Here is a 24458-nt window from a genome sequence, read left to right on the forward strand (position 1 = left end):
GAGCCGACCTGCTCGACAACACCGACCAGTTCGTGCCCGGTGCGAGTCGGCCCGTTGAACGGGTTCTCGCCGCGATACGGCCACAGATCAGAGCCGCAGACGCACGATGCGACTGCCCGCACCACAGCATCGGAATCGACAACAAGTCGYGGGTCGTCAACGATATCGAGCCGRATATCGCGGACGCCATGTAGCACGGTTGCTCTCATGTGCATTTCTCCGATCAGAAAGGGGGCTTGACAGATTATCGAGAAGACTACACGCTGAGTGCATTCAGTTTGTGTGAGCCACGCGGTTTGTGAAGCATCGCAGCAAAAAAGGTGCCACTCACCGAAGGCCTTCTGCAGATTGGTCGGTTCCGTACGTCGCGGCGTATGACAACCAGTGCCGTCGCCAAGCGACTCGATCGTTTACTCAATCAATGGTCGCGATCTCCCCATCACCACCGTTCGACACCCTGGAGTTGAAGTGGAACACATGAAACTCGTCGATGAGCTGGGCGTGCCGTTTCTGGAGAACCGCTCGTCCATCAGCCTGCTCGAAACACGGGACTCCCGCGCACTCCCGACTAGAGCAGAGAGATGAGGCAATCCGAAGGTTCAGCTGAGACCGTGAGCGCTCTACTGGTCGCCGCTGGGTTGTCGCCGGACCTCTTGGACCTCCATCGTCTGGCAGACAGCTATTCAGGATTCAGGTCTCGCATCGACGGTCTCTATTCAGTCGGCTCCGATGGCCTCGAGCCATTGTTCAGACCAGTCCCCGTACTAATGTCTAGGACTCCGAGATGACCGGCACGCCGGTAAGAACAATCGAAACCACCGCGCATGAGCTTCGTGCGGGGACGCTAACTTCCTCGTCGTTGACCGAGATGCTTCTGACAACGATCGAATCCTCCAATGCCGATTTGGGTGCTTTAACGACTGTTTCAGCACGATCGGCCTTGGAAGCGGCCGAGCAGGCAGACGCCGCCTTCGCTGCCGGAACGGACCGAGGACCACTTCAAGGCATTCCCATTGTTGTGAAGGACATCATCGCCACCCAAGATTCCGTCACGCGCGCCGGCAGCGACGCCTTCAATTCGGGCCAGTTCGCCGGGTTCGATTCACCAGTAGTAGCCCGTCTCCGCTCGTCAGGTGCTGTGATTCTGGGCAAGTCAACGACGAGTGAGTTTGCCTTCGGACTACCTGACATCACAAGGTCCTTCCCGATTCCACGCAATCCGTGGAACCGCGACCATTCTGCTTCCGGATCCAGCTCGGGTAGCGCGATTGCCGTAGCAGCGGGCCAGGCTCTGGGCGGCATTGGGACCGACACCGGCGGTTCAGTCCGACTTCCGGCGGCGGCAACTGGCATTACCGGCCTGAAGGTTACATACGGTCGCGTGTCCAAATCTGGCGTGGTCCCCCTTGCATACTCGCTCGATTCGGTCGGTCCAATGGCGAGAAGCGCATACGACTGCGCGCTTCTGCTCGAGGCGATGGCCGGCTTCGATTCCACCGATCCATCCAGTGTCGACCGCGGGGTTCCGCCGTACGCTTCTCAGATCGGACAGGGGATCTCCGACGTGCGTGTCGGAGTGCCTACAGCGTACTTTCTAGACAACATAGATCTTTCGGGTGTGGTGCGAGATGGTGTCATGGAGTCGGTCGACCGACTCAGGGACGCCGGTGCATCGATCATCGATATCGAGTTGCCGCATGCAAGCGCAGCCAACGACGCCAATAGCCTCACCTACCTAGCGGAGGCCTTCGCCTACCATCGCGAGAACCTGATTGCGAGGTGGAATGATTACGGCGTCTCCATGCGGGATTTGCTCGCACGGGCCGCGCTGTTCAACGGGGCCGACTATGTGCAAGCCCAGAGAGTCAGGCGTCAATTTACTCACGAGGTCGCGGAGGCATTCGAGTCGGTCGACGTGATCGTCACGCCAGTAGCCGCGTCACTAGTTCCGCCTGCTAGCGAGCGGGACCTAGCTACTCTGTTCACCGCGCCTGGGTTCACCGGCCAATGGAACCTGATCGGACTTCCAGCAATTTCGCTCCCCTGCGGCCTCAGCGACTCAGGACTGCCGCTGTCATTTCAGGTCATAGGCCGGCCCTTCGAAGAGAACAAGGTTCTTCAAGTTGCGCATGCCTACCAGTTGCAAACGGACTGGCATCTTCGAACACCTCCAGAGATTGCACACGTACCCACCGCTTCAGGCTAGGTGTCATTGATCGTGCGCAAACCACTGGCACCAAACGTCTGCTTGTCCGCGCCTACACCGCTAACCCAACGACTCGTCAACACTTGGAATCGAGACTCTGTGACCGAGAACACCCAAATTTTGCTCGCCTCCCGCCCTCACGGAGAGCCAACCCCCGAGAACTTCCACTTCAAGACCTCGCCAATGCCGACGCCCGGCGATGGCGAGGTGCTGCTCCGCACGATCTACCTGTCGCTCGATCCCTACATGCGCGGCCGGATGAACGATGCTAAGTCCTACGCGGCGCCGCAGCCACTTGACGAGGTGATGCAGGGCGGGACCGTCGCCGAGGTGGTCGAGTCCAACGACCCGTCGCTCGCGCCGGGCGACTTCGTGCTCACGTTCCACGGCTGGCAGTCGTACGCGGTCCTGCCGGCCAAGCACACCCGCAAGCTCGATCCATCGCGCGCACCCATCTCGACAGCGCTCGGGGTGCTCGGCATGCCAGGGTTCACCGCGTATGCGGGACTCCTGCAGATCGGTAAGCCGCAGCCCGACGAGACCGTCGTCGTTGCGGCCGCCGCCGGTCCGGTCGGCTCGGCCGTGGGGCAGATCGCAAAAATCAAGGGGGCTCGAGCCGTCGGGATCGCCGGCGGGCCGGAGAAGGTCACCTGGCTGGCCCAACTCGGCTTCGACGTGGCGCTTGATCACCGGTCGCCGACGTTCAAGGCTGATCTGAAGGCAGCTGTCCCCAATGGCATCGACGTCTACTTCGAGAACGTCGGAGGTCACGTATGGGACGCCGTGCTGCCGCACCTCAATAGGTACGCTCGTGTGCCAGCATGCGGCCTCGTCGCCAACTACAACGCGACTGAGCTGCCCTCCGGCCCTGACCGTACGCCATACCTGATGAACTCGATCCTGACCAAAAGCATCACGATGCGGGGCTTCATACAAGATGAGTTCCGAGCCCACTACAAGGACTTTCAGAGCGACGCAGCGGCATGGATCGCCTCAGGCGAACTGCGACATCGTGAGGACATCATCGAAGGTCTCGAGAACGCGCCCGAGGCATTCATCGGTCTGCTGAAGGGCAGGAACTTCGGCAAGCTCCTCATTCGCGTCGGCGCCACATCCGACTGAGACCGTTGAGTCTGCGTCGGTCCTGAGCGGCGAGTCGGAAGCTGACTTCAACACGTATATATGGCGCCCCGCAATTGAACGCGCTGGCGTGCCCGACAGGCGCGAGAACGGCTGCCATGCCCTGCGGCACTTCTACGCCAGCGCCGCGCTCCATGAAGGAGAGACGATCAAGGCTGTGAGCGAGTATCTCGGCCACGCAGATCCGGGTTTCACACTGCGCACCTACACACACCTGCTGGAAGGCAGCGCTGAGCGTACGAAGACGGCCATTGACACCGTGTTCCTAAGGAAGGCTTCAGCCGATGAAGACCCAGCCGAGCGCGAGGTGCAAGCGGAATGAGGACACCTTGGACTTCAGCCAGCGCCACGAGAACTCGACTCCGCGTGGCCCCACCGTGGCCCCCAACAGCGCTGACTAGGCATCTGTGCAGGTCAAGCGGCTATTCCCACCACTACTACGACATCTGATTCTCAGACGTCACGAAACCCCCGGGATTGCAATGCATCCCGGGGGTTTTACGTTTCGACGACCTCGTTGATTCCGCAGGGATTCCGCAGCAGCATTGGAACCGGCCATTCGGCAGCCATGATCTGAAACGGCGCATCGCGTCGGATGCCGCCCGCCAATAGCGGAGGATCGGTTCATGTCTGATGCGGGAAATCCCTCTGAGTCGCGAGCTCGCGTCCTGCACGTCTCCGGCCGAACGGCGAAAAATCCAGCGAGCCGCGGCCTCCCGAAGATCGATTTCATCGCCATCGAGGACAGCAAGGGTGTCCCGGCCGAGAGCTTGTGCAGCGTCATAGTCACGTCCCCTCATGGCCGCCGGGAAGTCGTGAGCGGCCACTTGGGTCACCTGAATGAAAGAGGTGTGTCGATGTTCGTGGTCTTGTGCAAGGTCCGCTGGTTCTGCGCTCGAGACGTAGGTCTGTTCGAACTGAGCTTGCACCCCGTACCTGGGTACGGGTTTACGGTTGATTCATGAACCTGACATCGGTCACCCTCAGCGGGACGAAAGGTACATCCGACTGGGTGGCCGCTGACGCCTGCACGCTGCCTACGTCTGAACAGCCCTTGCGTCTGTTGGAGTTCGACGAGCTGTTTACCTCGTCGCTGGTCGGGGTGAAATACCTCGCAGGGGCATCGAGCGCAACGCTAGTACTCGAAGGCGCGGCCGATCTTCCAGGTCTCGTCCGGTCGCTGGCGGCCGCCGAGTCCTCCTGCTGTTCGTTCTTCACGTTCGACGTGAGGGCCTCAACGGCGAGCGGGCCGGGCGCGACAAGGGTCGACCTCGCGGTGGAGGTGCCGGCTGAGCGTGTCGCGGTGTTGGACGCCCTCGTTGAGCGTGCCGTGGTCCACGGGCGGCTGCCATGACTGGGCTGGGCTCCGAAGCTGGCTCGGGGCTTCGTATCGGTCAGGTCGCCGCGGCAGCCGACGTCAACACCGAGACGCTGCGCTACTACGAGCGCCGGGGGCTTCTGGAAGAGCCGAACCGCAGTTTGGGCGGACACCGCTTGTACCCGCCCGAGACTGTCACCACGCTCCGGGTCATCAAAGCTGCTCAGCGCCTCGGATTCACTCTCGACGAGACCGCCGAGCTCATCGAGGTCGGCCGACATCACCACCGGTTGGGGACGCGGACCGTGGGACTTCAGTCGCGTGTCCAAGCGAAGCTGGCTGAGGTAGATGAACGCATCGCCGACCTGAACGTCATCCGTCGCACGCTCACCGCTGCCGCCGACGCAGGGTGCGACGACCTGATCACGTGCGCCGGCAGCGAGTGCTGCCCCATCCCGTTCGCCACCATCACCGCACGTCCGCTCCTCACAGAGAAGACATCCCCATGACCGCGGGCCGTCTGCGCTTCCCCAAGGTCAGAGGCGGGATGGTTGGTGCGAGTGCGGCGGCCTGCGCCGTCTGCTGCGCGGCGCCGGTCCTTGGCCTGGTGGGCATCGGGGTCACTGGCGCAAGTGCCACAGCAGCGGCGCTGGCCCTTTCGGGCATCGTGTTCGCACTTGTCGTAGTGGCCGCCACGATTGGCGCCGCGATCCTGCGGCGGTCACAGCAACACAGGCGGCGTCATCGTCTGACTGTGCTGGCAGGTGGCCCGGCAACGATCGATCTGTTGCCCACGCGGACCAACGACGTATAGGTCAGCACCGAGAGGCGGCCAACCCACCCGACTACGGTCCACTGCAGAGCCCTGACCGCGACCCACGAACGGACCCTAACTGTGACGTCTGCCCAGACGCCCCCGCCCACCCGCCTGCGCCGGACCATCGAAGCGGCTGACAAGCACCAGATCGCGCTCTACTTGGTCGCGATCGCCGCAGCCGTCCTGTTCGGACTCGCCACCCCCGACGGGGCGGGCAAGTCCCTCGAGCACGCCATCGAACCCGTCCTGGCAGGCCTGCTGTTCGCAACGTTCCTTCAGGTCCCGTTCCTGGAGATGGCAGCCAGCTTCCGCGACGTCCGCTTCCTCGGCGCCGTGCTCGGCCTCAACTTCATCGGCGGCCCGCTCGTCGTGTGGGGCCTGGTCCAGTTCCTGCCTGACGACCAGGCCGTCCTCGTCGGTGTCCTGCTGGTCCTGCTGACGCCCTGTATCGACTACGTCATCGTCTTCTCCGGCCTCGCCGGCGGCGCATCCGACCGACTGGTCGCGGCAGCCCCACTACTGATGCTGCTCCAGTTGTTGCTGCTGCCGCTGTACCTGTACCTGTTCGTCGGGTCCGATCTGGCCGACATCGTCGAGCCCGGCCCATTCCTTCACGCGTTCATCGTCCTCATCGCCATCCCGCTCGCGCTCGCGGCGCTCACCCAGGCGCTGTCGCCGAAGTTCGCGGCCGCGAAGGCGCTCGAGGACCTGATGGCCGCGCTGATGGTGCCGCTCATGATGGGTACCTTGTTCGCGGTCGTCGCGTCCCAGGTCACCGACATCACCGACCGCTTCGGCGACATCGCTGGCGCCGTGCCGGTCTACGTCGCCTGGTTCGTCATCATGGCCGCCGCCGGCATCGCACTCGGCCGGGTCGCCCAGCTCGACCAACCCCGCTCCATCGCGCTCGTGTTCTCCGGCGCCACCCGCAACTCCCTGGTCGTGCTACCCCTGGCGCTGGCACTGCCGGCCACGTACTCGCTGGCCGCCATCGTCGTGGTCACCCAGACCCTCGTCGAGCTCGTCGCGATGGTCATCTACGTGCGAGCGATCCCCGTCCTGGTCAGGACGCAACGAGGCGGGGGGCCCATCCGCCGACTCGCCGACTGAGCTCGTCGTAGGCGGCATCGAAAGCCAGGTCCCTGCCGACCCTCCCCGGGTCTGGGATCGCCGCCGCGAGCGGATCGCCCAGCTCAACGACGTCTGGCGCGACACCATTCTGCTCGAGCGCCGCCAGCCATGAGTTACAAAACTCCGCAGTGATTCCGCAGAAGGTTCGTTTCGGGCCGACCAACAAAGACATACGTCAGATTCACGGTCATTGCAGCCCAATCGGTGCCGTTCAACCAGCTCCAACATCGTCTGAACTGTTCGAGCTGCACTACGCCATCTGAGTCGAAAACGTCACAAAGCCCCGGGATCGCAAGATTCCGGGGCTCGTGCTCGACGTCCACGCCGACCCACTACCCGCTCGGTCGGCCTAGGCTGAGGCGTCGTCCAGGCACATGATGTTGCCCTCGCTGTCCCTGAACCAGGCGGCGCTGCCCATCCCCTCCATCCTGGCGACATCGCCGTCCCAGGTCATGCCCGGCATGTCGTAGTGCTCGAACTCGAGCCCCTTGGCTTTCAGCTCTCGCACCTCGTCGTCCACATTGTCGACATGCCACTGCGCGATCGTGTGACCTGCCTGCCCGGCGTACTCGGTCTGGTAGAGGAAGAAGGTCGTCCCGCCAGAGGTGGTGTAGATGAGTCCGCCCGGGTTCTCACCCGTAGGCGTGAGACCTAACGTGTCGGCGTAGAAATTTCGCGCCCGGTCGATGTCTGACACCGGAACGTTCGCGGTCACTTTGCAGTCGTTCAACATGGCTTCTCCTTGGGGTCATGAAGTGCCCGAGTCGCCTCCAATCCAAGGTAATACCGCCAGCGCGGTTTGACTATTGCGCAATGACGAAGGGCGGGCCAGTCTGGGCTGAACTACTGATTGGAGAAGCACATGCGATCAATCGTTCTGTTATCAGGTGGCATCGACTCGACTGTGGCTCTGCACCAGCGCATCCTCGATGGTCATGCCGTCTCGGCCCTGACGGTCAAGAAGTCAGATGCAGCGACCAACATCGCTGAGACGGACTGCGCCGCAGCATTGTGCATGAGACTCGGTGTGGATCAGGTCGTCCTCGACCTGAGCTTCCTGAACGTGTTGTTCCCGGCGATCAAGGGCGGGACCCTGTCCGTCGGGGGCTCCGCAGGCGATTGCATCAAACCGCAGGGCGACGATGACGACGGCGAACGTGCTGTGCCCCTGTCGCTGGAGATGTTGCACGTGTGCGGGCTCATGCACGCTGCCAGCTCGGGCGCGGACGAGTTGGTGTGGGCACTCAACAGCGACGAATACCCCAGCACCGAGCGCGCGATGTGGGACGAGTACGCGGCTAATTGGTCGACGTGGGTCCAGGAGCGTTACGGCGTTTCCACTCGCCTGGTGATGCCCTTCATCGACATGGACAAGGCCGCGGTCATCGAACTAGGTACGCAGCTGGGAGCGGATCTCAAATCGACTGTAAGTTGCTCGTCCCCGATCGGAGACCACCCGTGCGGACGCTGCTCGCAATGTGGCCGCCGCGAACTGGCATTCGGGCGGGCGAGGGACGTGGTGAGCGCTTAGCCACCTGGCCGCCCAACCCCGGGCACGAAGTGCCGCGCACATCCTGATGTGCGCGGGCCTTACGATGGCCAGGATTCACATGCCCGCCTCAGACGCACGTCCCCGCAAGCTGCTGCTCGTCGTGGACGCTCCCTCGCTCCTGCATCGCAATCATCATGCTCGGGCGCACACCGGGATGACGGACCGATCGGGGCGACCTGCCTGGGCACTGCACGGCATGTTGTCCCAGATCCTCGAGGCGATCGACGGATTCGCGCCCGACGCCGTGATCTTCGGACTCGACGACCGCAGCTCGTCCCTGCGCCGAGATTTCTACCCCGACTACAAGGCGGGTCGGTCCGAGAAGGACGCGATGCTGATCGATCAGCTCGAACGTGCGGGCGCCTTGCTCGACGCGCTCGGCCTCGCCACGCTGACTCCCCCGGGCCTCGAAGCAGACGACGTCAGCGCCTCAGGGGCCACTTGGGCGCGCGACAACGGCTGGAACTGCGTCATCATCACATCCGATCGCGACGCTTTCGCGCACATCAGCGAGCACACGCAAGTGCTCAGGCTGATCAACGGCGGCATCAGCGGGTCTCCCCTGCTCAACCCAGCGCGGCTCACCGCGATGTACGGCGTCGCCGCCGAGCACTACCTCGACTTCGCCGCCCTGCGCGGTGATGCCAGCGACAATCTGCCAGGAGTGGCCGGCATCGGGGAGAAGACCGCAGCGGCACTCCTCACCCAGGCCGGGTCGATGCGGACCGTCTGGGCCGACATCGACCAGAACGAGGGACGCGTCGTTGCCGCGACCCTCGACTCGTGGGCAACCGAGACAGGCGCGCGACGCATCGGCGCCACGGTCGTCCGCCGGCTCACGGCGCCGGATGCGCGCGAACGCTACGACTTCAATGTGCAGATCATGTCGGGACGCGACGACCTCGACCTCGGCATCACGCCCGACGTCCCCGGCACACCGGGACTTCTCCCGCTGGATCCTCATCGAGTCCACAAGGTCGTGAGCTTCCTGGGCATCGAGACCACGACGTCACTCGCGATCCGGGTGCTCAGCACCGATCCCGCCTCCGCCGCAGTGGGCTGACACGAGTCGAGAACGCGGCATGACTAGATTTATGGTCATATGAACACTAGATTGTTCATATGAACTTCGCTGAGCCTTTCGGTGGCCTCATGCCTGGCGCCCGCGGTGCGACACTCGCCATTCTTCTGCGCACTGGCATGCCCATGACCGGACGCCGTATCCACGCGCTCGTGCGTGATCACCACAGCCTTGGAGCGGTGCAACAGGCTCTTCGAGACCTACAAGCACTGGGGCTGATCACTACCGAGTCAGTCGGCCGAGCAGGCTTGCACCACATCAATGAAGCACACGATGCGATCACTCCTCTGCGTTCGCTGGTCAGCCCGATCGACATGCTTGCCCACGTGGTGCAGGAATCGTCGCAAGGCGTCGAGGCCGTCATCGTTTTTGGTTCCGTTGCACGTGGCGAGGCGCGCGCTGACAGCGACATCGACCTTGCAGTCATCGCACCGGATTCCTGGAACGGTCGAGCCGACCTCGAGGACGCTGTGCTGAGACGAATCGGAAATGAATGCGATGTCCTGCACTTCACCCCAGAAGAGTTCACCCGCAGCCCTTCGGAGCGTGAGCCGGTGGTCGGCGAAATCATCCGGGACGGTATCCCCCTGGTCGGTACCTTGGCTCGGCCGACGACAACCTAGAGATGGAGCGCGCAACCCCTGCCGCTGGCGACGCTATTCATGCTGGAATCAGCGCCAAAGATGCCATCGTCACAATCCTGACCGGTACCACCAGCAAGGCCAAAGACCATGCCAAGTCAGCTCGCGAACTTCGGCAAGCACTTGGCGTGCACCCTGGGGCCGCCGCAGCCGAGAAGGCGCTGCGCGAACTCATCGCCGCGAAAGGCGATGTCGAGTACGGCACAACTCTCATAACTCTCACCAAAGCTGAGCCTTTGGTACGCCGTGCGCGCGCTTTGGTCGAACTGGCCACCCAAGTAGTAACACGCAGTCCATGACGATCCCGCCTCCGCCGCAGTGGGCTGACCCGGGTAAATTCAATAGGTGTCCGACAACCGCCCCCGCCGTACCTTTGCCGTCATCAGCCACCCCGATGCCGGCAAGTCCACGCTAACCGAAGCGCTCGCGCTGCACGCCCGAGTCATCACCGAAGCCGGTGCCACGCACGGCAAGGGCGACCGGCGTGCCACGGTCTCGGACTGGATGGCGATGGAGAAGGCGCGTGGCATCTCGATCACGTCCGCGGCACTGCAGTTCGTCTACCGCGACCATGTGGTCAACCTGGTCGACACACCTGGCCACAGCGACTTCTCCGAGGACACCTACCGGGTACTGTCAGCGGTCGACTCGGCCGTGATGCTGGTCGACGCCGGTAAGGGTCTCGAACCCCAGACCCTCAAGCTCTTCCGGGTGTGCGCACTTCGTGGCATTCCCGTCATCACGGTCATCAACAAGTGGGACCGTCCGGGCCTGTCTCCACTCGGTCTCATGGACGAGATCGAGAAGGAGATCAAACTCCGACCGACCCCCCTGACCTGGCCGGTGGGCGAGGCCGGTGACTTCCGGGGCGTCCTGGATCGCCGTACCGGCGAGTTCGTGAAGTACACCCGTACTGCCGGCGGTGCCACCCGCGCGCCCGAGCGCCGGATGTCGGCGTCCGAGGTCGAGGAGGTCGACGCCGCTGCCTGGTCCGTCGCGATGGACGAGCACGAACTGTTGGGTCTCGACGATGCAGACCACGACCAGGATCGGTTCCTCGCCGGCGAGACGACGCCGGTCATGTTCGCCTCGGCGCTGCAGAACTTCGGCGTTGCACAACTGCTCGACCTGCTGCTCGACCTCGCCCCTGCTCCCAGCGCGACGGCCGGCGTCGACGGTTCGGTCCGTGAGGTCGAGGACGACTTCAGCGCCTTCGTGTTCAAGGTGCAGTCCGGCATGAACAGCTCGCACCGCGACCGGATGGCCTACGCCCGAGTGGTGTCAGGGACGTTCGAGCGAGGAATGATCGTCACCCACGCCTCGACCGGTCGACCTTTCGCGACGAAGTACGCACAATCGCTGTTCGGTCGCGAAACCAGCGCGGTCGAGCACGCCTCACCGGGCGACATCATCGGGTTCGTCAACGCACAGGCCCTGCGGGTCGGCGACACGGTCTACGAGGGTGATCGGATCGACTATCCCCCGGTGCCGAGCTTCGCGCCCGAGCACTTCATGACCGCGACTGCTCGAGATATCGGCCGCTACAAGCAATTTCGTCGCGGGATCGAACAGCTCGACCAAGAAGGCGTCGTCCAGGTCCTGCGTTCGGACCTCCGCGGCGACCAGAGCCCGGTTCTCGCGGCGGTCGGGCCGCTGCAGTTCGAAGTGGTCGAAGAGCGCATGACCCACGAATTCAACTCGCCGATCAGACTGACCCGCCTGGACTACCAGGTGGCTCGCCGCACTGACGCCGACGGCGCCCTGGAGCTCCGGGGTGTACGCGGCGCCGAGGTGTTGCAGCGCACCGACGGCACTTACCTGGCGCTGTTCATCGACAAATGGCGGGCCAACAATGCGGCCCGCGACAATCCAGACGTCCTGCTCGAAGAGCTGCCCGCGGGCGGGAACTGACGCTTCACCCGGCGGCCGCACCGATACCGACGAGCCTGGCCAGTTTCATCCCGAGATGAAGAGCCAGCCGATCCTTGCCGTCGCCAAGTCGCATCCCAGTGATCTCTTCTATCCGGCCGAGCCGGTAGTACAAGCTGGTTCTGTGGACGCTCAGGCGCTCGATGCTCTTGGAGACGCTGCCGGCTTCATCGAGGTAGACCTCCAGTGTCTCGATCAGGACTCTCGCACGGTCCAGATCGAAGAGCCTGAGCAGGCCTCCGGGGATCGCACTGTCCCGCAACTGTCCGAGCGGCAGCTGGACCAGCACACGGTAGACGCCGAGCTCGTCCCAGCTGACCACCGAACCATGCCCCGGAACGGCCATAGCGACCCGTACCGCATCCTCGGCGCACATATGACTTTGCTGCGCGTCGGCAATGGACGCGACAACAGTGCCGATCCCGACCGTCACCTCGGCCCGGTCACCGAGCGCGCCCGTCAGCTCCCTGACTATCTCGTGGGCGGCTGCACGCATCCTTTTCAGCTCCGGCGGCCGCCGGTCGGCCACCAACAAGATCGCACCGTCTCCCCTGCCCGCTGTGGACACGGCCCTCATCGGCGCCAGCTGTCGGATCATATGCTGCAGAGCCAGATCGATGACGGTGTCGGGTCTTTCACCCGGTTCCTCGACATGCAGGACCATCACCGCAGCTGACGAGTCGGCAGCGAATCGTTCGTCCGTGACGAATTGCCGGGCCGCATGCTCGCGAACCGCGGTGTCATCGGCCAGAAGGTCTCGGAGGAGCTGTCGCTCATGCCGGCGTTTCAGGTCGCCCAGAAGTTGTGCGCGGAACAGCACCTCGCCTGCCGACGTGGCGGCCTGGATCGCCGCAGCCAACTCCTCATCCGTCGTCGAGGAGTCTGAATCCAGGAGCCAGAGATAGCCGAAGAGGTAGCCCTGGCAGCGGATCGGAACGCAGATCCGCGGCATCATCCCGAGGTCGGTGTTGGCCGGCAACCGCACGGGTTCGACTGCCTGGGCTATCCCTTTCGTGCGGATCCACTCGACGACTTCGCTGCCGCATTGCTTCTGCATGATCGACTCCACGCGAAGGCGGTCGAATGCTCCGGACTCGTGAGCCGTGTGGACCAGCAGCCGGATGCTGGGATCTTCGATCGTGACTGACCGGCCCAAACGATTGGCGAGGGTTTCGGCGATATCTTGCAGTTCTTCGAACAAGGAGTGTTCCCTCAGCGTTGCCGTCGATCATGGACAGGAAGCTCCGGCCCCTTGATCGTGCAGGGCCATCTGCCCACCTTCGCAACGTGCGGGAGAAGCCAACAGCATCCTCGTTCGGGACTTATCGACGAAATCCCGACATCTGACGGGATGCTGCTTCGGTACAAGGCTCCAGTCCGAGCGTCTGCATCGTGAACGCAAGCCATTCGGCGTTCTGCAAGATCGCAACATCACGGTCCGTCGCCCAGCCGTGGCCCACGTTGTCCCAGATCCGGATCAGCACAGGGGCTTGACTCGATGTCGACGCCTGGAGCCGGGCACCGAATTTGCGAACGTGCCAGGGCGGGCAACGCGGATCGGTGTCACCCGCGTCGAGATAGACCGCCGGATACTCCGTGCCGCGTTCCACCAGGTGATAGGGCGAGAACCCGGCCACCCTGAGGACATCCTCAGGATCTGTGGGGTCGCCGTACTCGGTCGCACAGACGGTGTGCCCATAGCTGTAGCGGTAGGCACCGATCAGATCCAGCAGCGGGACCCGAGGAATCACCGCGGCCCACAAGTCGGGCCGTTGAGTGAGCGCAACGCCGGCCATGAGGCCGCCATTCGAGCCTCCGGTGAACGCGAGCTGTGATGACGTCGTGTTGCCGGCGGCGATGAGGTCCTCGGCGATGGCGTAGAGATCCTGGTAGCAGTTCTGCTTGTTCTCGAGGCGCCCGGCGCTCCACCACTCGGTACCGAACTCGGAACCACCCCGCACATGGCCATGAACGAATATCCCTCCGGCAGCCACGACCGCTGCCATCGGACCGGGAAACTGCGGTATCCATGGAACGTTGAAGCCGCCGTAGGCATTCATCAGAACCGGCTGAGGCCTGCTGATGTCGACATCAGCACGATGCACCAGGTGGTACGGGATCCTGGTCCCATCAGACGAAGTCGCCCACCTGTCCTCGACGGTCACATCGGACATGCTGACGTCCGGTTCCCGTATCGTCACGACGGCATCTGCCCCCGGATGGTGGGAGTAGATTCCCCACGAAGCCGTCAGGGATGAGAATGCAAACAGGAACTGGCCCGAGTGGACTTTGCTGGCCATCGTCATCAGCGGAAACGGCACCTCGGCGATCGCCCCCAACCCCGGCAACGGCAAGACGAACATTCCCGTGTGGTCGACGACGCGCACTCGCGCGTACGTATCGACGAACTCCGAAAGATAGAGCGAGCCGCCCACCACCGTCACCGATTGGATCACCGCTTCTGACTCGGCGACCAGCTCGACCCAGCTGGCTGGATCATTCGGGTTCGGACCGTCCAGCTCGATTGCGACGACCCGGCCTCGTGGTGCGTCCACATCCGTCACGGCGATGAACCGCTCCCCCACGAGCTGGCCGCACACTGTGCCTTCGACCTGCGTGATGAAGGGCTTCCACTCCAGATCGTCCGCGTCGAGCGCGGCGACCGCCACGGGGATCGCGCTCGTCAGACGTTCGATGGCCACCGCATACGCGCCGTCGGCGGAGACGACCACCGCCTTGTAGTCCCGCTCGGTGGTCCACGGGATCTCGAGCTTGCGGCTCTGTGGCGCTGCGCGACGAATATGCAGAAAGACCTGCTGTTCGAAGTCAATCGACTCGCCGTCGATCGCGGTGTAGAAGAAGCCACTGGAGTCGGACAGCCATTGGGCTCCGCCCGTCCAGTTGTCCATCAACGTCTCGGTCGGCCCATCGTCGATCGTCTCGCCCGTCGCAACCGCGATAAGCCGCATCACGTTCTGTTCGCTGCCGTCGGAGCACACTCCGATGGCCAGAATCGTGGCGTCAGGCGACGGCGAGATCCACGAAACGAACGGAGGTCGCGCAGGATCCTCCACAGCAGGATCGAACAGGACCCGACCGGCGCCGAACGGCTCCGGAGCGACGATGACCTGCGCCTGACTGGCACCCGGCAGGACCTCCATGCGGAACCACTGGCCTGCGGCGAAGCGAGGCACGGCTCCCAGCCTTGGCGTGGTGTAGCTGTCGACCTGAGACTTCAAGCGCTCGAAGTGCGGCCATTGCCGTACATGGGATTGCGCGACCGCACCTTGGTGCGTCTGCCATCGACGCACTTCGTCCGTATCCCCCTCTAGCCACCGGTAAGGGTCGGCGAAGTCGATCCCTGCGAGTCGGTCGGTGACATCGACGGTCCGAGTCGGCGGATGAGAATTGTCCATCAGTGATTCCCTTCAAGGTCTTTGTCGAGCCACTCAGAGGTACCTGTGGGCACCGCGGTCAGAAGGCGTTTGGTGTAGCTGTGCTGCGGATTGTCGATCACATCGGAGGTCTTGCCACGCTCGACGATCTCGCCGTGGAACAGCACGACGACTTCCTCGGTCATCTGGCGGACCACGGCGAGGTCATGGGTGATGAACAACAGATTGACGCCCTTGGCCTGGACATCGCGCAACACTTGGAGCACCTGCGATTGGACCGAGAGATCGAGGGCTGCGACGGGTTCGTCGCAGACCAGGATCTTGGGACGCATGGCAAGCGCCCGCGCGATCGCGACACGTTGCCGTTGACCGCCAGACAGCGTTCCGGGCCGACGTGCGGCGAAATCGCCCGGAAGATGCACCTCGGCCAGAAGCTGGGCCACCTCGGCCCTGACGGCCTCGTCGTCGCGCTTCGAGCCACCATCGCGCAATCTGACCGCCTCGGCCAGGATGAAGCCGATCCGATGCGAGGGGTTCAGCGACGAGTACGGATCCTGGAACACACACTGGACCAGGCCCTGGACCCGACGCTTCTCGATACGCGTCAATTGCGCTGGACCACCGACCTGGAGGCCGTCGATCTCAATGCTTCCCGAGGTCGCTGTCTCCAACCCCAGGAGACAGCGCGCGAGCGTGGTCTTGCCCGAACCCGATTCCCCGATGATGCCGACGTTGGTGCCATCTCGAAGGTCCACATCCACGCCTTTGAGCGCCCACGAGTCGATCGTCCCCGCTACGGTCCGCTTTGTCCCGAACTGCTTACGCACATCACGCACCCGCAGGAGAGACCGCGCGGAACCGTCTCCCGAAACCGGCTCAGCGCCTTCGGGACTCGGTGCGCCGGTCAGACTCGCCAGGCGACGGTCGAGCGGCAGATCAGCCGCCAAGAGTCGCTTCGTGTAGGCCGTCACCGGGTGGGCACGCAACCTGTCTGGATCAGCTTCCTCGAGTATCTCGCCCTGTGACATCACCAGGACGCGATCGCTCATCGAGAACGCCACGCGGAGATCATGCGTGATCAGCAACAGCCCCATGCCGCGGGCCTGCTGGATACGGCGAAGCAACAACAGCACCTCGCGCTGCGTGGTCGCGTCGAGCGCCGTCGTCGGCTCATCCGCGATCAACAGGTCGGGATCCTTCGCGAGCGACGCAGCCATCCCGGCCCGTTGGCGCATCCCTCCCGAGAGCTCCCACGGATACCTCTGCGCCACGCCGGTTGCCGTGATGCCGACTTCTGCGAGTCGCCGGTCGATCTCGACCGTCAGTTCGGACCTCGAGCGACGCGAGGCGCCCTCCGGTGTGGCAAGAAGTGTCTCGGCCAGGAGCGTCTTGATCCGGATCAATGGATTCAGCATCGTGAAGGGGTCTTGCAACAACATGCCGATGTCATTGCCGCGCAGGCTTCGCATCCGTTGGGTGGATGCGGCGATCAGGTCATCTGATGCGAGCATCGCGGCTCCGGACGCCGCGAGCCCCTTGGGCAGCAGACCCACCAACGCCTTGCCCGTCAATGACTTGCCCGAACCGGACTCGCCGACCAGCGCCACAGTCTCGCCCCGCCGGACGTCGAAGCTGATCCCCTTGACGAGCTCGCGGCCCGATTCCGCGCTGGTGACTCGAAGATCCCGAACAGACAGCAATCCGGGCGCTGCCGATTCGACGTACCCACCTTGACTAGCCACGAGCATCCTTCCGTTCCATGAGCCGCTCATGCAGCCAGTCTCCGAGCACTGTCACGGAGAAGGCGGCGATGATCAGGAGGACGGCCGGCGTGATGGCCGCCCACGGGTTCTGCTGCAGCAGGCTCCGGTTCTCGGCCAACATGAGTCCCCAATCCGATGCGCCGGGAGGCGAGCCGAGGCCCAGAAAAGACAACGCGGACAGGGCGACCAGTCCACCGACGAAGTCGAGAAGAACGGTGGCCACCACGTTCGGCATGATGTTGGGAAGGATGTGAACGAACATGAGCTTGCGGCCCGGGACTCCCAAGGTCCGAGCCGCCTCGATATACGGCAGATTCCGTTGCGCGAGTGTCGCCGAACGGATCATCCTCACGCCGCCGGGCGCCGAGAGCAAGATCAGCATCAAGACCGCCAGCCAATAGCCGCCGCCGAACAGCCCGACCGCCACGATGACGACCAGCAGCGACGGGATCGCGAACAGCATGTCGGTTCCCCGCATGATGACCGTCTCGATCCATCCGCCCCGGAACCCCGCGAGCAAACCCAGAGCCAGCGCCAACGTCGTCGCTCCCAGCGCGACGACGGCCGGCCCCTGCAAGGCGGGGCGCGCACCCACCAGGACCCTCGACAAGATATCTCGGCCAAGGCCATCGGTGCCCAGCCAGAACTCGCCGTTCGGTGGGCTGCTGGCGTTGACCAAGCTCTGCCGGGACGGATCCTGCGGGGCCAGCCACCCTCCGATCACGGCTGCGCTCAGCAGGACGAACGTCAGGCAGAAGCACAGCAGGACCACGGCCTGGATTCGTCCTGATCTCGCTGCCGCAGGAACGACGGGGGGCAACAATTCAACGCTCACGAGAAGATCTGCTTTCGAAGACGTGGATCGAGCACGGCATAGGACAGGTCGGCAATCAGATTCGACATCAACACGAACAGCGCGGCGAGCATGCCGACCGCCTGCACGACGGGCACGTCCTTGGTGTTGATCGAAGACAAGATGAGGGAGCCGATGCCCTGGAGCGCGAAGGTCTGCTCCACGATCACCGCGCCGGTCAGGAAGTAGGCGAGAACCAAGCCGATCGACGTCACGACCGGCAACGAACTGTTCCTCAGCAGGTATCTCATCCAGATGTGGCGAGCGGGCAGACCCCGAACCCTCGCGAACGTCATGAAGTCCTGCGTATTGACAGCCAACACCGAGGCCCGCGTCTGCCGGGCGACGAGTGCGATAACCGTCAACGCCAAGGTCGCTGCGGGCAGCGTCAGATGCCACAGCCGGTCGACGAAACCTTCTCCCGCGCCGTAGACGGGGAACCAGCCGAGGACGACACCGAAGACGTACAAGGCAGCGATGCCCACCGCGAATGACGGGGCACTGACCCCGATCGTGGTGCTGATCGTGATCATCCGATCCGCCCACGCACCCGGACGGACACCCGCGATCAAACCGAGAGGTATCGCGATCAGGACCACCAGGAGTATCGCGAAGACTGCCAGGAACAGCGTCGTCGGCAGACGTTCGGCGATGACACTGGTGACCGTCTGGCCAGTTTGGATGGACCTACCGAAATCCAAGTGCGCGGCCTGCTTGACCCATATCCAGTACTGTTCGGCAAGCGTCTCGTCCAAGTGATACTTGGCTCGAACTGCTTCCAGAGCTTCTGGACTCGCGGTCTGAGAACCCAGCAGGATCTGCTCAGGCTTGCCCGGGGTCATGAACAGCACGCCGAAGATCACGACTGAGACAGCCATCAGTTGCGCCGCGATGATCGCCAGCCGCCGGACAAGCCACGATAGAACTCGCATCTTCACTCCTTGACTCGATCCCGGCTATGACGCTGCACGAATCCAGTGCGCCCACGAGTCACCGAATATGAGCCAGGAGCTCACGGGCTCGGTGTAGACATACTTCTTGTTCAGCACCATGCCGTAGTCCGATGTCGTGATCGGGACGAAAGGTAGATCCTCGGAGAGCTGTCCCACGATGGTCTTGGCGATATCCAACTGCTGTGTGGGCGTGGCGGCCTTGTACTCCCCCATCAGCTTCATCATTTCCGGCGGAGCGTATGCGGTGTAACCGCCCGGAACGTCTGTTCCCGTGACCAACGAGGTGACAAGCGAGATGGGATCGGGGGACGTCACCGTGAATCCGATGATGCCCATCGGCGATTTCGCGGGCGCGCGGAGCTCGGCGAGCCAGGTCGCCAGCGGCGTCGGCTTGATGACGATATCTATGCCGAGTCCCTTGGCGTTTTCCTTGAGGGTCTCCAGAACTTTGCTGTACTCCGGACGTTCGTTCGGCGCGTTGACCGTCACGGTGAAGCCGTCGGGCGTCGCCGACTTCGCGAGTTCGGCCTTGGCCTTGTCCAGATCCAGATTCAGGTCTGGAAGCGTCGAGTAGAACTTCTTGACCTCCTCTTTTGTGGCGACGTTGTTCCACAGGAATGGCGCCGAGATGCTCTGCGCCGGAACTCCGTGGCCGCTCAGGAGAGCTTTCACGATGCCCGGCCGGTCCAGCGCATAGGCGATCGCCCGCCTCGCGTGGACGTCATTGAACGGGGGCTTGGTCGTGTCGAGAATGAGCAGGCTCGTCAAGCTGGAGGGGCCGAAGCCCACCTTCGCCGAGTCGAGACCTTCCCAGTCCCCGGCGTTGTCCAGAGGCAGGCCGAACATTCCGTCGACCTCGCCTGATTGCACCGCCAACCGCAAGGTGTCGGGGTCGGAGATGACCTTGACATCGATCTTCTTGGCGGTCGGTCTGGCACCCCAATAGCCTTCGAACCGGGTCATCGAAGCACCCGTGGTCGGTGAGAACTTGTCGATCTTGTAGGGGCCGGTGCCCATGATGAGACCGCTCGGGCCTCCGAAATCGGCTCCTGCGTCAACACCGTGCGCTTTCTGGTAGATCACCGGGAACCGGAAGTTGTAGATGAACATGGGGTCCGGTCCGGTCAGCGTCACGGTGACCTGGTTCTCGGCGGTGGCTTCGACCGATTTCACGGCGGTCCAGAACGAGGCGAATTCCGATGCCACCTCAGGATCGCTCGTGCGGTTCAGCGACCAGACCACGTCCTCTGCCGTCAGAGGCTTGCCATCCCAGAACTTGACGTCGTCGCGCAATGTGAACACGATGCTCGACGGAGTCGGCTGTTTCCAGGAGCTCGCGAGTTTCGGCTTCAGTTTCGCGGCGTTGTCGATCGTCAGCAGCGGTTCGGCCAGCTCGCCGTAGACCGTCCAGGTGGCTCCGTCGTATCCGTGCTGAGAATCCAGGCTGCGAGGACCAGACGGCACGCCCCAGGTCAGTTTCGAGATCGGTGAATCAGTGCCCCTCGAAGGTTGTGAGGTTTCCGAACCATCCGACGCGCTGCGCTTCGTCGACGAACACGCCGTCAGCATCATGACGACAGCCAACGAGGCGGACAACGTCATCAGCCCCCCGCGGCGGCTCGGCCGAGCGGGCCCGTAGCGCTTGTGCTGCGACGAACGATTTGGCCATGGTGCTCTCATAGCAACCTCCACATTGGAACTGGTTTCGACGACGATTCACCTGGCCGCACACTCTGGATCGATCTATCGCGATCGGGCGGTGAGCAGGGAATCTACGGGGATCGGACGCCGGCTCGATATATATGTCTGTTGAGGAGATCCCGGCAGTTCTCCCTACATTTGTCCCTCGCACGGGACGTCGTCGAGCTACCGACGGTCCTGCACGATCTGGCCGTCCTTGATGACGAGCGCGATCTTGCTCAGCTCGTTGAACAAGCTGGGATCATCCAGCGGATTGCCGTCGAACAGCACCAGGTCCGCCCTCTTGCCGACCTCCACCGTCCCGATCTGATCGCCTAGCCCCAAGATGTCGGCGTTGACCCTGGTTGCCGCCACGAGCGCGTCCATAGGCGTCTCGAGCTCGGCACGCAAAACCAGCTCGAAGCCACGATCGCCTTGATCCCGTCCGATCCGGTCCGATCCCGACCCCACCCGCACACCAGCCACGCGGGCAGCAAGCAGGCCGGCGATCTGATGGTCGCGGACCAGCGCGGCTCGCCCGGCGGCTTCGGGAAACATGACGGCTGCGGAGCTGCTCTGCGCGATACGGTCGACGACCGAAAGGGTCGGCACGAGGGCCACCCCGTTGGCCGCCATCAGCTCGGCAATCTCCTGATCGATTCCCGATCCGTGCTCAATGCACTTGACCCCGGCAGCTATCGCATTCACGATGCCCTCCTTGTTGTGGGCATGCACCGTCACATAGGTTCCACGCGCACTGGCCTCCTGCACCGCGACGGAGATCTCTTCTACGGTGAACTGGGTATCGGTGAGCTCGTCGTGGGTCGAGACCACTCCACCGGTCACACACAGCTTCAGGAACTTGGCGCCGCGGCGGAAACCCTCGCGGACGTTCTTACGCATCTCGTCCGGGCCGTCAGACAGGAACGAGAAGGCCAGCAGACCTGGCACATGTCGACCGTAGTAGTCCCCGGTCGGTTCCCAAACGGCTGCGAGATGTCCGTGTCCACCGGTCTGGCAGTGCAATGGGCCGCTCGGCAGGATCCGGGGTCCCAGCACCTTGCCGTCGGCGACGACTTTGGCGAGGCCACCGTCGATACCTCCGACATCGCGCACCGTCGTGAATCCGGCACCAACTGTCGTGCGGCAGTTCTCGAACATATCGGCGGCCAGCTCGGCGACCGACAATTCATCGTTCTGCATCGCGGCCAGATCGCTGGACAGGCCAAGATGTACGTGCGCGTCGATGAGTCCCGGGGTCAGCGTCAAGCCGGCGGCGTCGATAATCTCCTCGCCGCCCGACGGTCGTTCACCAAGACTTGCAATCCGTCCGTCCTCGACCTGAACCGTGGTGTCGCCGATCGGCTCCCCACCCTGTCCGTCAACGACCGTTGCCCCAGCCAGCCAATAGCCCATGATCTGTCACCCCGTCTTCTGGAAGCTTCCGGAAGCCGCAGTGACAACCCGAAGATGGTGCTGCTTCGCACCCTTCGAGTCATCCTGTCGTCTGGATCACGACCGAATCAGATCAAGATGTCGAAATAAGGCAGTCACGTTTTCAACACCCGTACGGCACGTCGAACCCTTCGCCCTTCACGATCCTGACCGGTCCCCTTGCGGATGCGATGTCTACGACCTGACCGCGTTGGGTCACCACGACCTGTTCTGCGTCGGCAAGTACACCCGCGACGCGTCGCACCTCGTCCATCCGCTCGCGCCACTGTTCGCCGCCCACGACTCGGGCGACGTCGCTAGGGCAGATCGAGGAGCCGCCTCGATGTCTCAGAAGTGTCCTGATCGCGGCTTCGATCCGCGCGTCCAGGCTCTCAGTCGATGGTTCGCCCCACCACGGGTCACCGCGCTCACCGAGAGCGACCTTGGCATCGTCGACCCGACCTCGTGACATCTCAGCGCGAGCCTTGACTCCGCGTCGAGCGCTCATGAGTTCGTCGACGAGCTCATGCCTCAACTTGTCCGGGATACCCGGATCGCTGGCACGCCATCGGCGTCCGTCGATGATCAGGAAGTGACCGTCAGGAGTTCGTTCAGGCATCTCAGGCATCGCGCGTCTCAGCGGTTCTCGCGCCAGATCGCCGTGGTCAACACTGTCGCGAAGGTGTTCCACGCCGCATAGGGAATCAATGACCATCCCGCCCGACGTGAGGCCTGACCTGCGGTGCGGGCAAGATCGGCTGAACTGACAGCCAGCACACCCGCCACGACGATCGACGGAACGATCCGGTGCCCCCGGAAGAATGACCAGCACCAGCCCGCGTTGAGCGTCATATTGGCTGCAAGCTTGCGCCGATAGATTCGAGCGTCCGCGGGGGTCATGTGCGACTGCGCATCGGCGGACGACAGCGCGGTCTGCGTGTAGAGAGCCGTCCAGACGATAGGGAAGACCACCGGCGGCGGCTGGATGACCGGCTTGCGCAGCGAGCGGTACCAGGTGCTTTTCGTACCCGTTGTCGTGGCAACCGACCCGAGAACTGCGGCGGTCACAGGCAGTCCCACACTGCTGACGATCGTTCGAATCTCCATGCAGCCAGCCTAGGCAGCAACCGAGGGGCCCAGTCGCACCAACGTCAGAGCACAGTCGACGAATGCCGGATGCGCCAATCCGAAGTCGAGGATCGCGTCGGTCAGATTCTCGAGCCGCTGCTCAGCCGAACCGCCCAGCGCAGCAGCCTGAGAGAAGCTGACCTTCAGCTCCCGCAGGTACGTCACAAGGACCTCGGCGAACAGCTCTTCTTTGCTGGAGAAGTGGCGATAGATGATGGCCCGACTGATGCCTACGGCCCGCGCGACGTCATCGACTTGCGCGTACCGCGATCCCGACTCATCGAACAAGGCCCGGGTCGCTGCCAGAATTTCCTGGCGCCGTTTCGGACTTCGTCCCACCGTCGGAAAGCCGGCTTCCCCAGTCATGGGGTCATCGTAGAGCGATACCGCCAGGAATCTCGGCACGAACACCCATCCCCACAGCACCACATTTCTACGCCCGAGCTACCGAATCCATGGCCTCGCGCCTACCGCGGTATGAACTGCCCGTTGAACCACTGACCATTTCCATCGTCCGAATAGTCATTGACGTTGAAGCTGTAGTTCAGGTGAGCAGACGGGTTCCAGAAGTATCCGATCCAGCCCGATTGGGCTGCACTGTCGCAGATGACGTCATTGGTACAGATCGTCACAGTCGGGATATTGCCGAAATTGGAGTCAGCGCCCGACAAGGGCGAACCGACGATGCCCGAGTAGAACTGCCCGGCCAGACCCGCAGCTCCCGGGCCCGCTGCTCGCTTTGGATCGGAGATCAGGACCGCATTGACATTGTTGAAGGTCCGCCAGTTCTCGGAGACCCAGATGTGGGCGACTGCGGCACCCTCGGAGAATCCGATGACCTTGGCATGTTGCGAGGGGCAGGCCGCGCGTTGATCGCGGATGAGTCGGTTGAGTTCGTTGACTCCCTCGCGCGCGCTCTGGCTGTTGAGCGCCGCCGAGTACCCCACACGCTGCGACGGATTGCCTGTGAAGATCATGGAATTGGGATCACCCAGCCCGCCGACGACGATCGAGTACGTGCCGCTACACGAGGCGGCCTGGGCCGCCGAACCCGTTGCGAGCGTGAGTCCCCCGGCTATCAACAACGGCACCAACAGCGCCATGGCTTTGCGTATTTTCATGATGCTCTCCAATACTTGTACAAACGCCTCAATTAGACGTTAGCAAGCAGTGAACCAGATGTGACAGCCGAACGCCATCATTCGGGTCCAGAAAATTTCCGGCCATGTCAACGGATTAGGTCCATCCCGTGACTTTCTATGACGAAGCTGCCATGAGGCCGATGGCGGGAAGACAGTCGTGGCAGGCGACAGATTCGCCTGCGGGGTCAAGAACGACGGCAGTCAGCGGTGCTGGGGCGACAGCGGGTCAGGCGAACTCGGCAACGGACAGACCGCATCAAGCCCCTTGCCGGTGCGGGTGAGCTGAGACCCGGGC

26 protein-coding genes are annotated in these 24458 nt (G+C 63.2%); 13 read left to right on the plus strand and 13 right to left on the minus strand.

The genetic code is table 11. The features are described from left to right. Positions 1-209, minus strand: a 209-nt coding sequence (locus ACXJKC_RS14795; RefSeq protein WP_456697504.1) for an alcohol dehydrogenase catalytic domain-containing protein, incomplete at its 3' end; no start/stop codon positions are given. A gap of 575 nt (positions 210-784) precedes the next feature. On the opposite strand from ACXJKC_RS14795, the gene ACXJKC_RS14800 reads away from it, so the two are divergent. From ACXJKC_RS14800 to ACXJKC_RS14830, 7 genes are all read left to right on the plus strand, one after another. Next, positions 785-2206: an amidase gene (locus ACXJKC_RS14800; protein WP_456697505.1), complete on the plus strand. Its 1422-nt coding sequence runs from the start codon at positions 785-787 to the stop codon at positions 2204-2206. Positions 2207-2305: 99 nt separating this feature from the next. After that, positions 2306-3328: an NADP-dependent oxidoreductase gene (locus tag ACXJKC_RS14805; protein ID WP_456697506.1), complete on the plus strand. Its 1023-nt coding sequence runs from the start codon at positions 2306-2308 to the stop codon at positions 3326-3328. 73 nt (positions 3329-3401) lie between these two features. Beyond that, the gene (locus ACXJKC_RS14810; protein ID WP_456697622.1) at positions 3402-3668 is read left to right on the plus strand and encodes a tyrosine-type recombinase/integrase; all 267 of its coding nucleotides are present in this window, start codon (positions 3402-3404) and stop codon (positions 3666-3668) included. Between the two features lie 639 nt (positions 3669-4307). After that, on the plus strand, positions 4308-4700 hold the full coding sequence (locus ACXJKC_RS14815; protein ID WP_456697507.1) for a hypothetical protein: 393 nt from the start codon (positions 4308-4310) through the stop codon (positions 4698-4700). Continuing rightward, complete coding sequence (locus ACXJKC_RS14820) at positions 4697-5173, plus strand: MerR family transcriptional regulator (protein WP_456697508.1); 477 nt, start codon at positions 4697-4699, stop codon at positions 5171-5173. The genes ACXJKC_RS14815 and ACXJKC_RS14820 overlap by 4 nt, the downstream gene beginning before the upstream one ends. Next, the gene (locus ACXJKC_RS14825) at positions 5170-5478 is read left to right on the plus strand and encodes a hypothetical protein (protein ID WP_456697509.1); all 309 of its coding nucleotides are present in this window, start codon (positions 5170-5172) and stop codon (positions 5476-5478) included. The genes ACXJKC_RS14820 and ACXJKC_RS14825 overlap by 4 nt, the downstream gene beginning before the upstream one ends. A gap of 81 nt (positions 5479-5559) precedes the next feature. Beyond that, positions 5560-6591, plus strand: a complete 1032-nt coding sequence (locus ACXJKC_RS14830; protein ID WP_456697510.1) for an arsenic resistance protein — start codon at positions 5560-5562, stop codon at positions 6589-6591. Positions 6592-6961: 370 nt separating this feature from the next. Here the strand turns inward: ACXJKC_RS14830 and ACXJKC_RS14835 are convergent, their stop codons facing one another. Further along, complete coding sequence (locus tag ACXJKC_RS14835; RefSeq protein ID WP_456697511.1) at positions 6962-7345, minus strand: VOC family protein; 384 nt, start codon at positions 7343-7345, stop codon at positions 6962-6964. Positions 7346-7474: 129 nt separating this feature from the next. Here ACXJKC_RS14835 and ACXJKC_RS14840 point away from each other — a divergent pair, with 129 nt between their 5' ends. The 5 genes from ACXJKC_RS14840 (at position 7475) to ACXJKC_RS14860 (ending at position 11797) form a co-directional block, all read left to right on the plus strand. Continuing rightward, positions 7475-8143: a 7-cyano-7-deazaguanine synthase gene (locus tag ACXJKC_RS14840; RefSeq protein WP_456697512.1), complete on the plus strand. Its 669-nt coding sequence runs from the start codon at positions 7475-7477 to the stop codon at positions 8141-8143. A 79-nt stretch (positions 8144-8222) separates the two neighbouring features. After that, positions 8223-9227 carry a 5'-3' exonuclease gene (locus tag ACXJKC_RS14845; RefSeq protein ID WP_456697513.1) on the plus strand — a complete coding sequence of 335 codons (1005 nt, stop codon included), beginning with the start codon at positions 8223-8225 and terminating at the stop codon, positions 9225-9227. A 59-nt stretch (positions 9228-9286) separates the two neighbouring features. Further along, the gene (locus tag ACXJKC_RS14850) at positions 9287-9868 is read left to right on the plus strand and encodes a nucleotidyltransferase domain-containing protein (protein ID WP_456697514.1); all 582 of its coding nucleotides are present in this window, start codon (positions 9287-9289) and stop codon (positions 9866-9868) included. A 2-nt stretch (positions 9869-9870) separates the two neighbouring features. Then, complete coding sequence (locus ACXJKC_RS14855; RefSeq protein ID WP_456697515.1) at positions 9871-10185, plus strand: hypothetical protein; 315 nt, start codon at positions 9871-9873, stop codon at positions 10183-10185. A gap of 46 nt (positions 10186-10231) precedes the next feature. Continuing rightward, positions 10232-11797: a peptide chain release factor 3 gene (locus tag ACXJKC_RS14860; protein WP_456697516.1), complete on the plus strand. Its 1566-nt coding sequence runs from the start codon at positions 10232-10234 to the stop codon at positions 11795-11797. 4 nt (positions 11798-11801) lie between these two features. Here ACXJKC_RS14860 and ACXJKC_RS14865 read toward each other — a convergent pair whose 3' ends face one another. From ACXJKC_RS14865 to ACXJKC_RS14915, 11 genes are all read right to left on the minus strand, one after another. Beyond that, positions 11802-13016: a PucR family transcriptional regulator gene (locus tag ACXJKC_RS14865; RefSeq protein WP_456697517.1), complete on the minus strand. Its 1215-nt coding sequence runs from the start codon at positions 13014-13016 to the stop codon at positions 11802-11804. A gap of 121 nt (positions 13017-13137) precedes the next feature. Then, entirely contained in the window at positions 13138-15231 is a 2094-nt protein-coding gene (locus tag ACXJKC_RS14870) for a prolyl oligopeptidase family serine peptidase (RefSeq protein WP_456697518.1), read from the minus strand. Continuing rightward, positions 15231-16952: an ATP-binding cassette domain-containing protein gene (locus ACXJKC_RS14875; RefSeq protein WP_456697519.1), complete on the minus strand. Its 1722-nt coding sequence runs from the start codon at positions 16950-16952 to the stop codon at positions 15231-15233. Before ACXJKC_RS14875 ends, ACXJKC_RS14870 begins: the two co-directional genes overlap by 1 nt. Next, the gene (locus tag ACXJKC_RS14880; RefSeq protein ID WP_456697520.1) at positions 16945-17808 is read right to left on the minus strand and encodes an ABC transporter permease; all 864 of its coding nucleotides are present in this window, start codon (positions 17806-17808) and stop codon (positions 16945-16947) included. The genes ACXJKC_RS14875 and ACXJKC_RS14880 overlap by 8 nt, the downstream gene beginning before the upstream one ends. Beyond that, positions 17805-18758, minus strand: coding sequence for an ABC transporter permease (locus ACXJKC_RS14885; RefSeq protein ID WP_456697521.1), 954 nt, complete (start codon positions 18756-18758; stop codon positions 17805-17807). Before ACXJKC_RS14885 ends, ACXJKC_RS14880 begins: the two co-directional genes overlap by 4 nt. Before the next feature lie 24 nt (positions 18759-18782). Beyond that, positions 18783-20243 carry an ABC transporter substrate-binding protein gene (locus ACXJKC_RS14890; protein WP_456697522.1) on the minus strand — a complete coding sequence of 487 codons (1461 nt, stop codon included), beginning with the start codon at positions 20241-20243 and terminating at the stop codon, positions 18783-18785. Between the two features lie 402 nt (positions 20244-20645). Further along, on the minus strand, positions 20646-21875 hold the full coding sequence (locus ACXJKC_RS14895; protein WP_456697523.1) for an amidohydrolase family protein: 1230 nt from the start codon (positions 21873-21875) through the stop codon (positions 20646-20648). Positions 21876-22017: 142 nt separating this feature from the next. Continuing rightward, positions 22018-22521, minus strand: a complete 504-nt coding sequence (locus ACXJKC_RS14900; protein ID WP_456697524.1) for a DUF3253 domain-containing protein — start codon at positions 22519-22521, stop codon at positions 22018-22020. Positions 22522-22529: 8 nt separating this feature from the next. Continuing rightward, the gene (locus ACXJKC_RS14905) at positions 22530-23000 is read right to left on the minus strand and encodes a TspO/MBR family protein (protein ID WP_456697525.1); all 471 of its coding nucleotides are present in this window, start codon (positions 22998-23000) and stop codon (positions 22530-22532) included. Between the two features lie 9 nt (positions 23001-23009). Next, positions 23010-23387 (minus strand): TetR/AcrR family transcriptional regulator, encoded by a 378-nt coding sequence (locus ACXJKC_RS14910; protein WP_456697526.1) that lies wholly within the window; start codon positions 23385-23387, stop codon positions 23010-23012. A gap of 101 nt (positions 23388-23488) precedes the next feature. After that, on the minus strand, positions 23489-24142 hold the full coding sequence (locus ACXJKC_RS14915) for a cutinase family protein (protein WP_456697527.1): 654 nt from the start codon (positions 24140-24142) through the stop codon (positions 23489-23491). A gap of 178 nt (positions 24143-24320) precedes the next feature. Between ACXJKC_RS14915 and ACXJKC_RS14920 the strand changes: the two genes are divergently transcribed. After that, a complete protein-coding gene (locus ACXJKC_RS14920) occupies positions 24321-24449 on the plus strand; it encodes a hypothetical protein (RefSeq protein WP_456697528.1) in 129 nt (42 codons plus the stop codon). Positions 24450-24458: the final 9 nt, after the last annotated feature.

The sequence above is a fragment of the Aeromicrobium sp. P5_D10 genome, from assembly GCF_054049535.1.

Coding starts and splice junctions, on each gene's coding strand:
- ACXJKC_RS14800 (WP_456697505.1), top strand. CDS start 785: ATGACCGGCACGCCGGTAAGAACAATCGAAACCACCGCGCATGAGCTT.
- ACXJKC_RS14815 (WP_456697507.1), top strand. CDS start 4,308: ATGAACCTGACATCGGTCACCCTCAGCGGGACGAAAGGTACATCCGAC.
- ACXJKC_RS14820 (WP_456697508.1), top strand. CDS start 4,697: ATGACTGGGCTGGGCTCCGAAGCTGGCTCGGGGCTTCGTATCGGTCAG.
- ACXJKC_RS14825 (WP_456697509.1), top strand. CDS start 5,170: ATGACCGCGGGCCGTCTGCGCTTCCCCAAGGTCAGAGGCGGGATGGTT.
- ACXJKC_RS14835 (WP_456697511.1), bottom strand. CDS start 7,345: ATGTTGAACGACTGCAAAGTGACCGCGAACGTTCCGGTGTCAGACATC.
- ACXJKC_RS14840 (WP_456697512.1), top strand. CDS start 7,475: ATGCGATCAATCGTTCTGTTATCAGGTGGCATCGACTCGACTGTGGCT.
- ACXJKC_RS14845 (WP_456697513.1), top strand. CDS start 8,223: ATGCCCGCCTCAGACGCACGTCCCCGCAAGCTGCTGCTCGTCGTGGAC.
- ACXJKC_RS14850 (WP_456697514.1), top strand. CDS start 9,287: ATGAACTTCGCTGAGCCTTTCGGTGGCCTCATGCCTGGCGCCCGCGGT.
- ACXJKC_RS14855 (WP_456697515.1), top strand. CDS start 9,871: ATGGAGCGCGCAACCCCTGCCGCTGGCGACGCTATTCATGCTGGAATC.
- ACXJKC_RS14870 (WP_456697518.1), bottom strand. CDS start 15,231: ATGGACAATTCTCATCCGCCGACTCGGACCGTCGATGTCACCGACCGA.
- ACXJKC_RS14885 (WP_456697521.1), bottom strand. CDS start 18,758: ATGCGAGTTCTATCGTGGCTTGTCCGGCGGCTGGCGATCATCGCGGCG.
- ACXJKC_RS14895 (WP_456697523.1), bottom strand. CDS start 21,875: ATGGGCTATTGGCTGGCTGGGGCAACGGTCGTTGACGGACAGGGTGGG.
- ACXJKC_RS14900 (WP_456697524.1), bottom strand. CDS start 22,521: ATGCCTGAGATGCCTGAACGAACTCCTGACGGTCACTTCCTGATCATC.
- ACXJKC_RS14905 (WP_456697525.1), bottom strand. CDS start 23,000: ATGGAGATTCGAACGATCGTCAGCAGTGTGGGACTGCCTGTGACCGCC.
- ACXJKC_RS14910 (WP_456697526.1), bottom strand. CDS start 23,387: ATGACTGGGGAAGCCGGCTTTCCGACGGTGGGACGAAGTCCGAAACGG.
- ACXJKC_RS14915 (WP_456697527.1), bottom strand. CDS start 24,142: ATGAAAATACGCAAAGCCATGGCGCTGTTGGTGCCGTTGTTGATAGCC.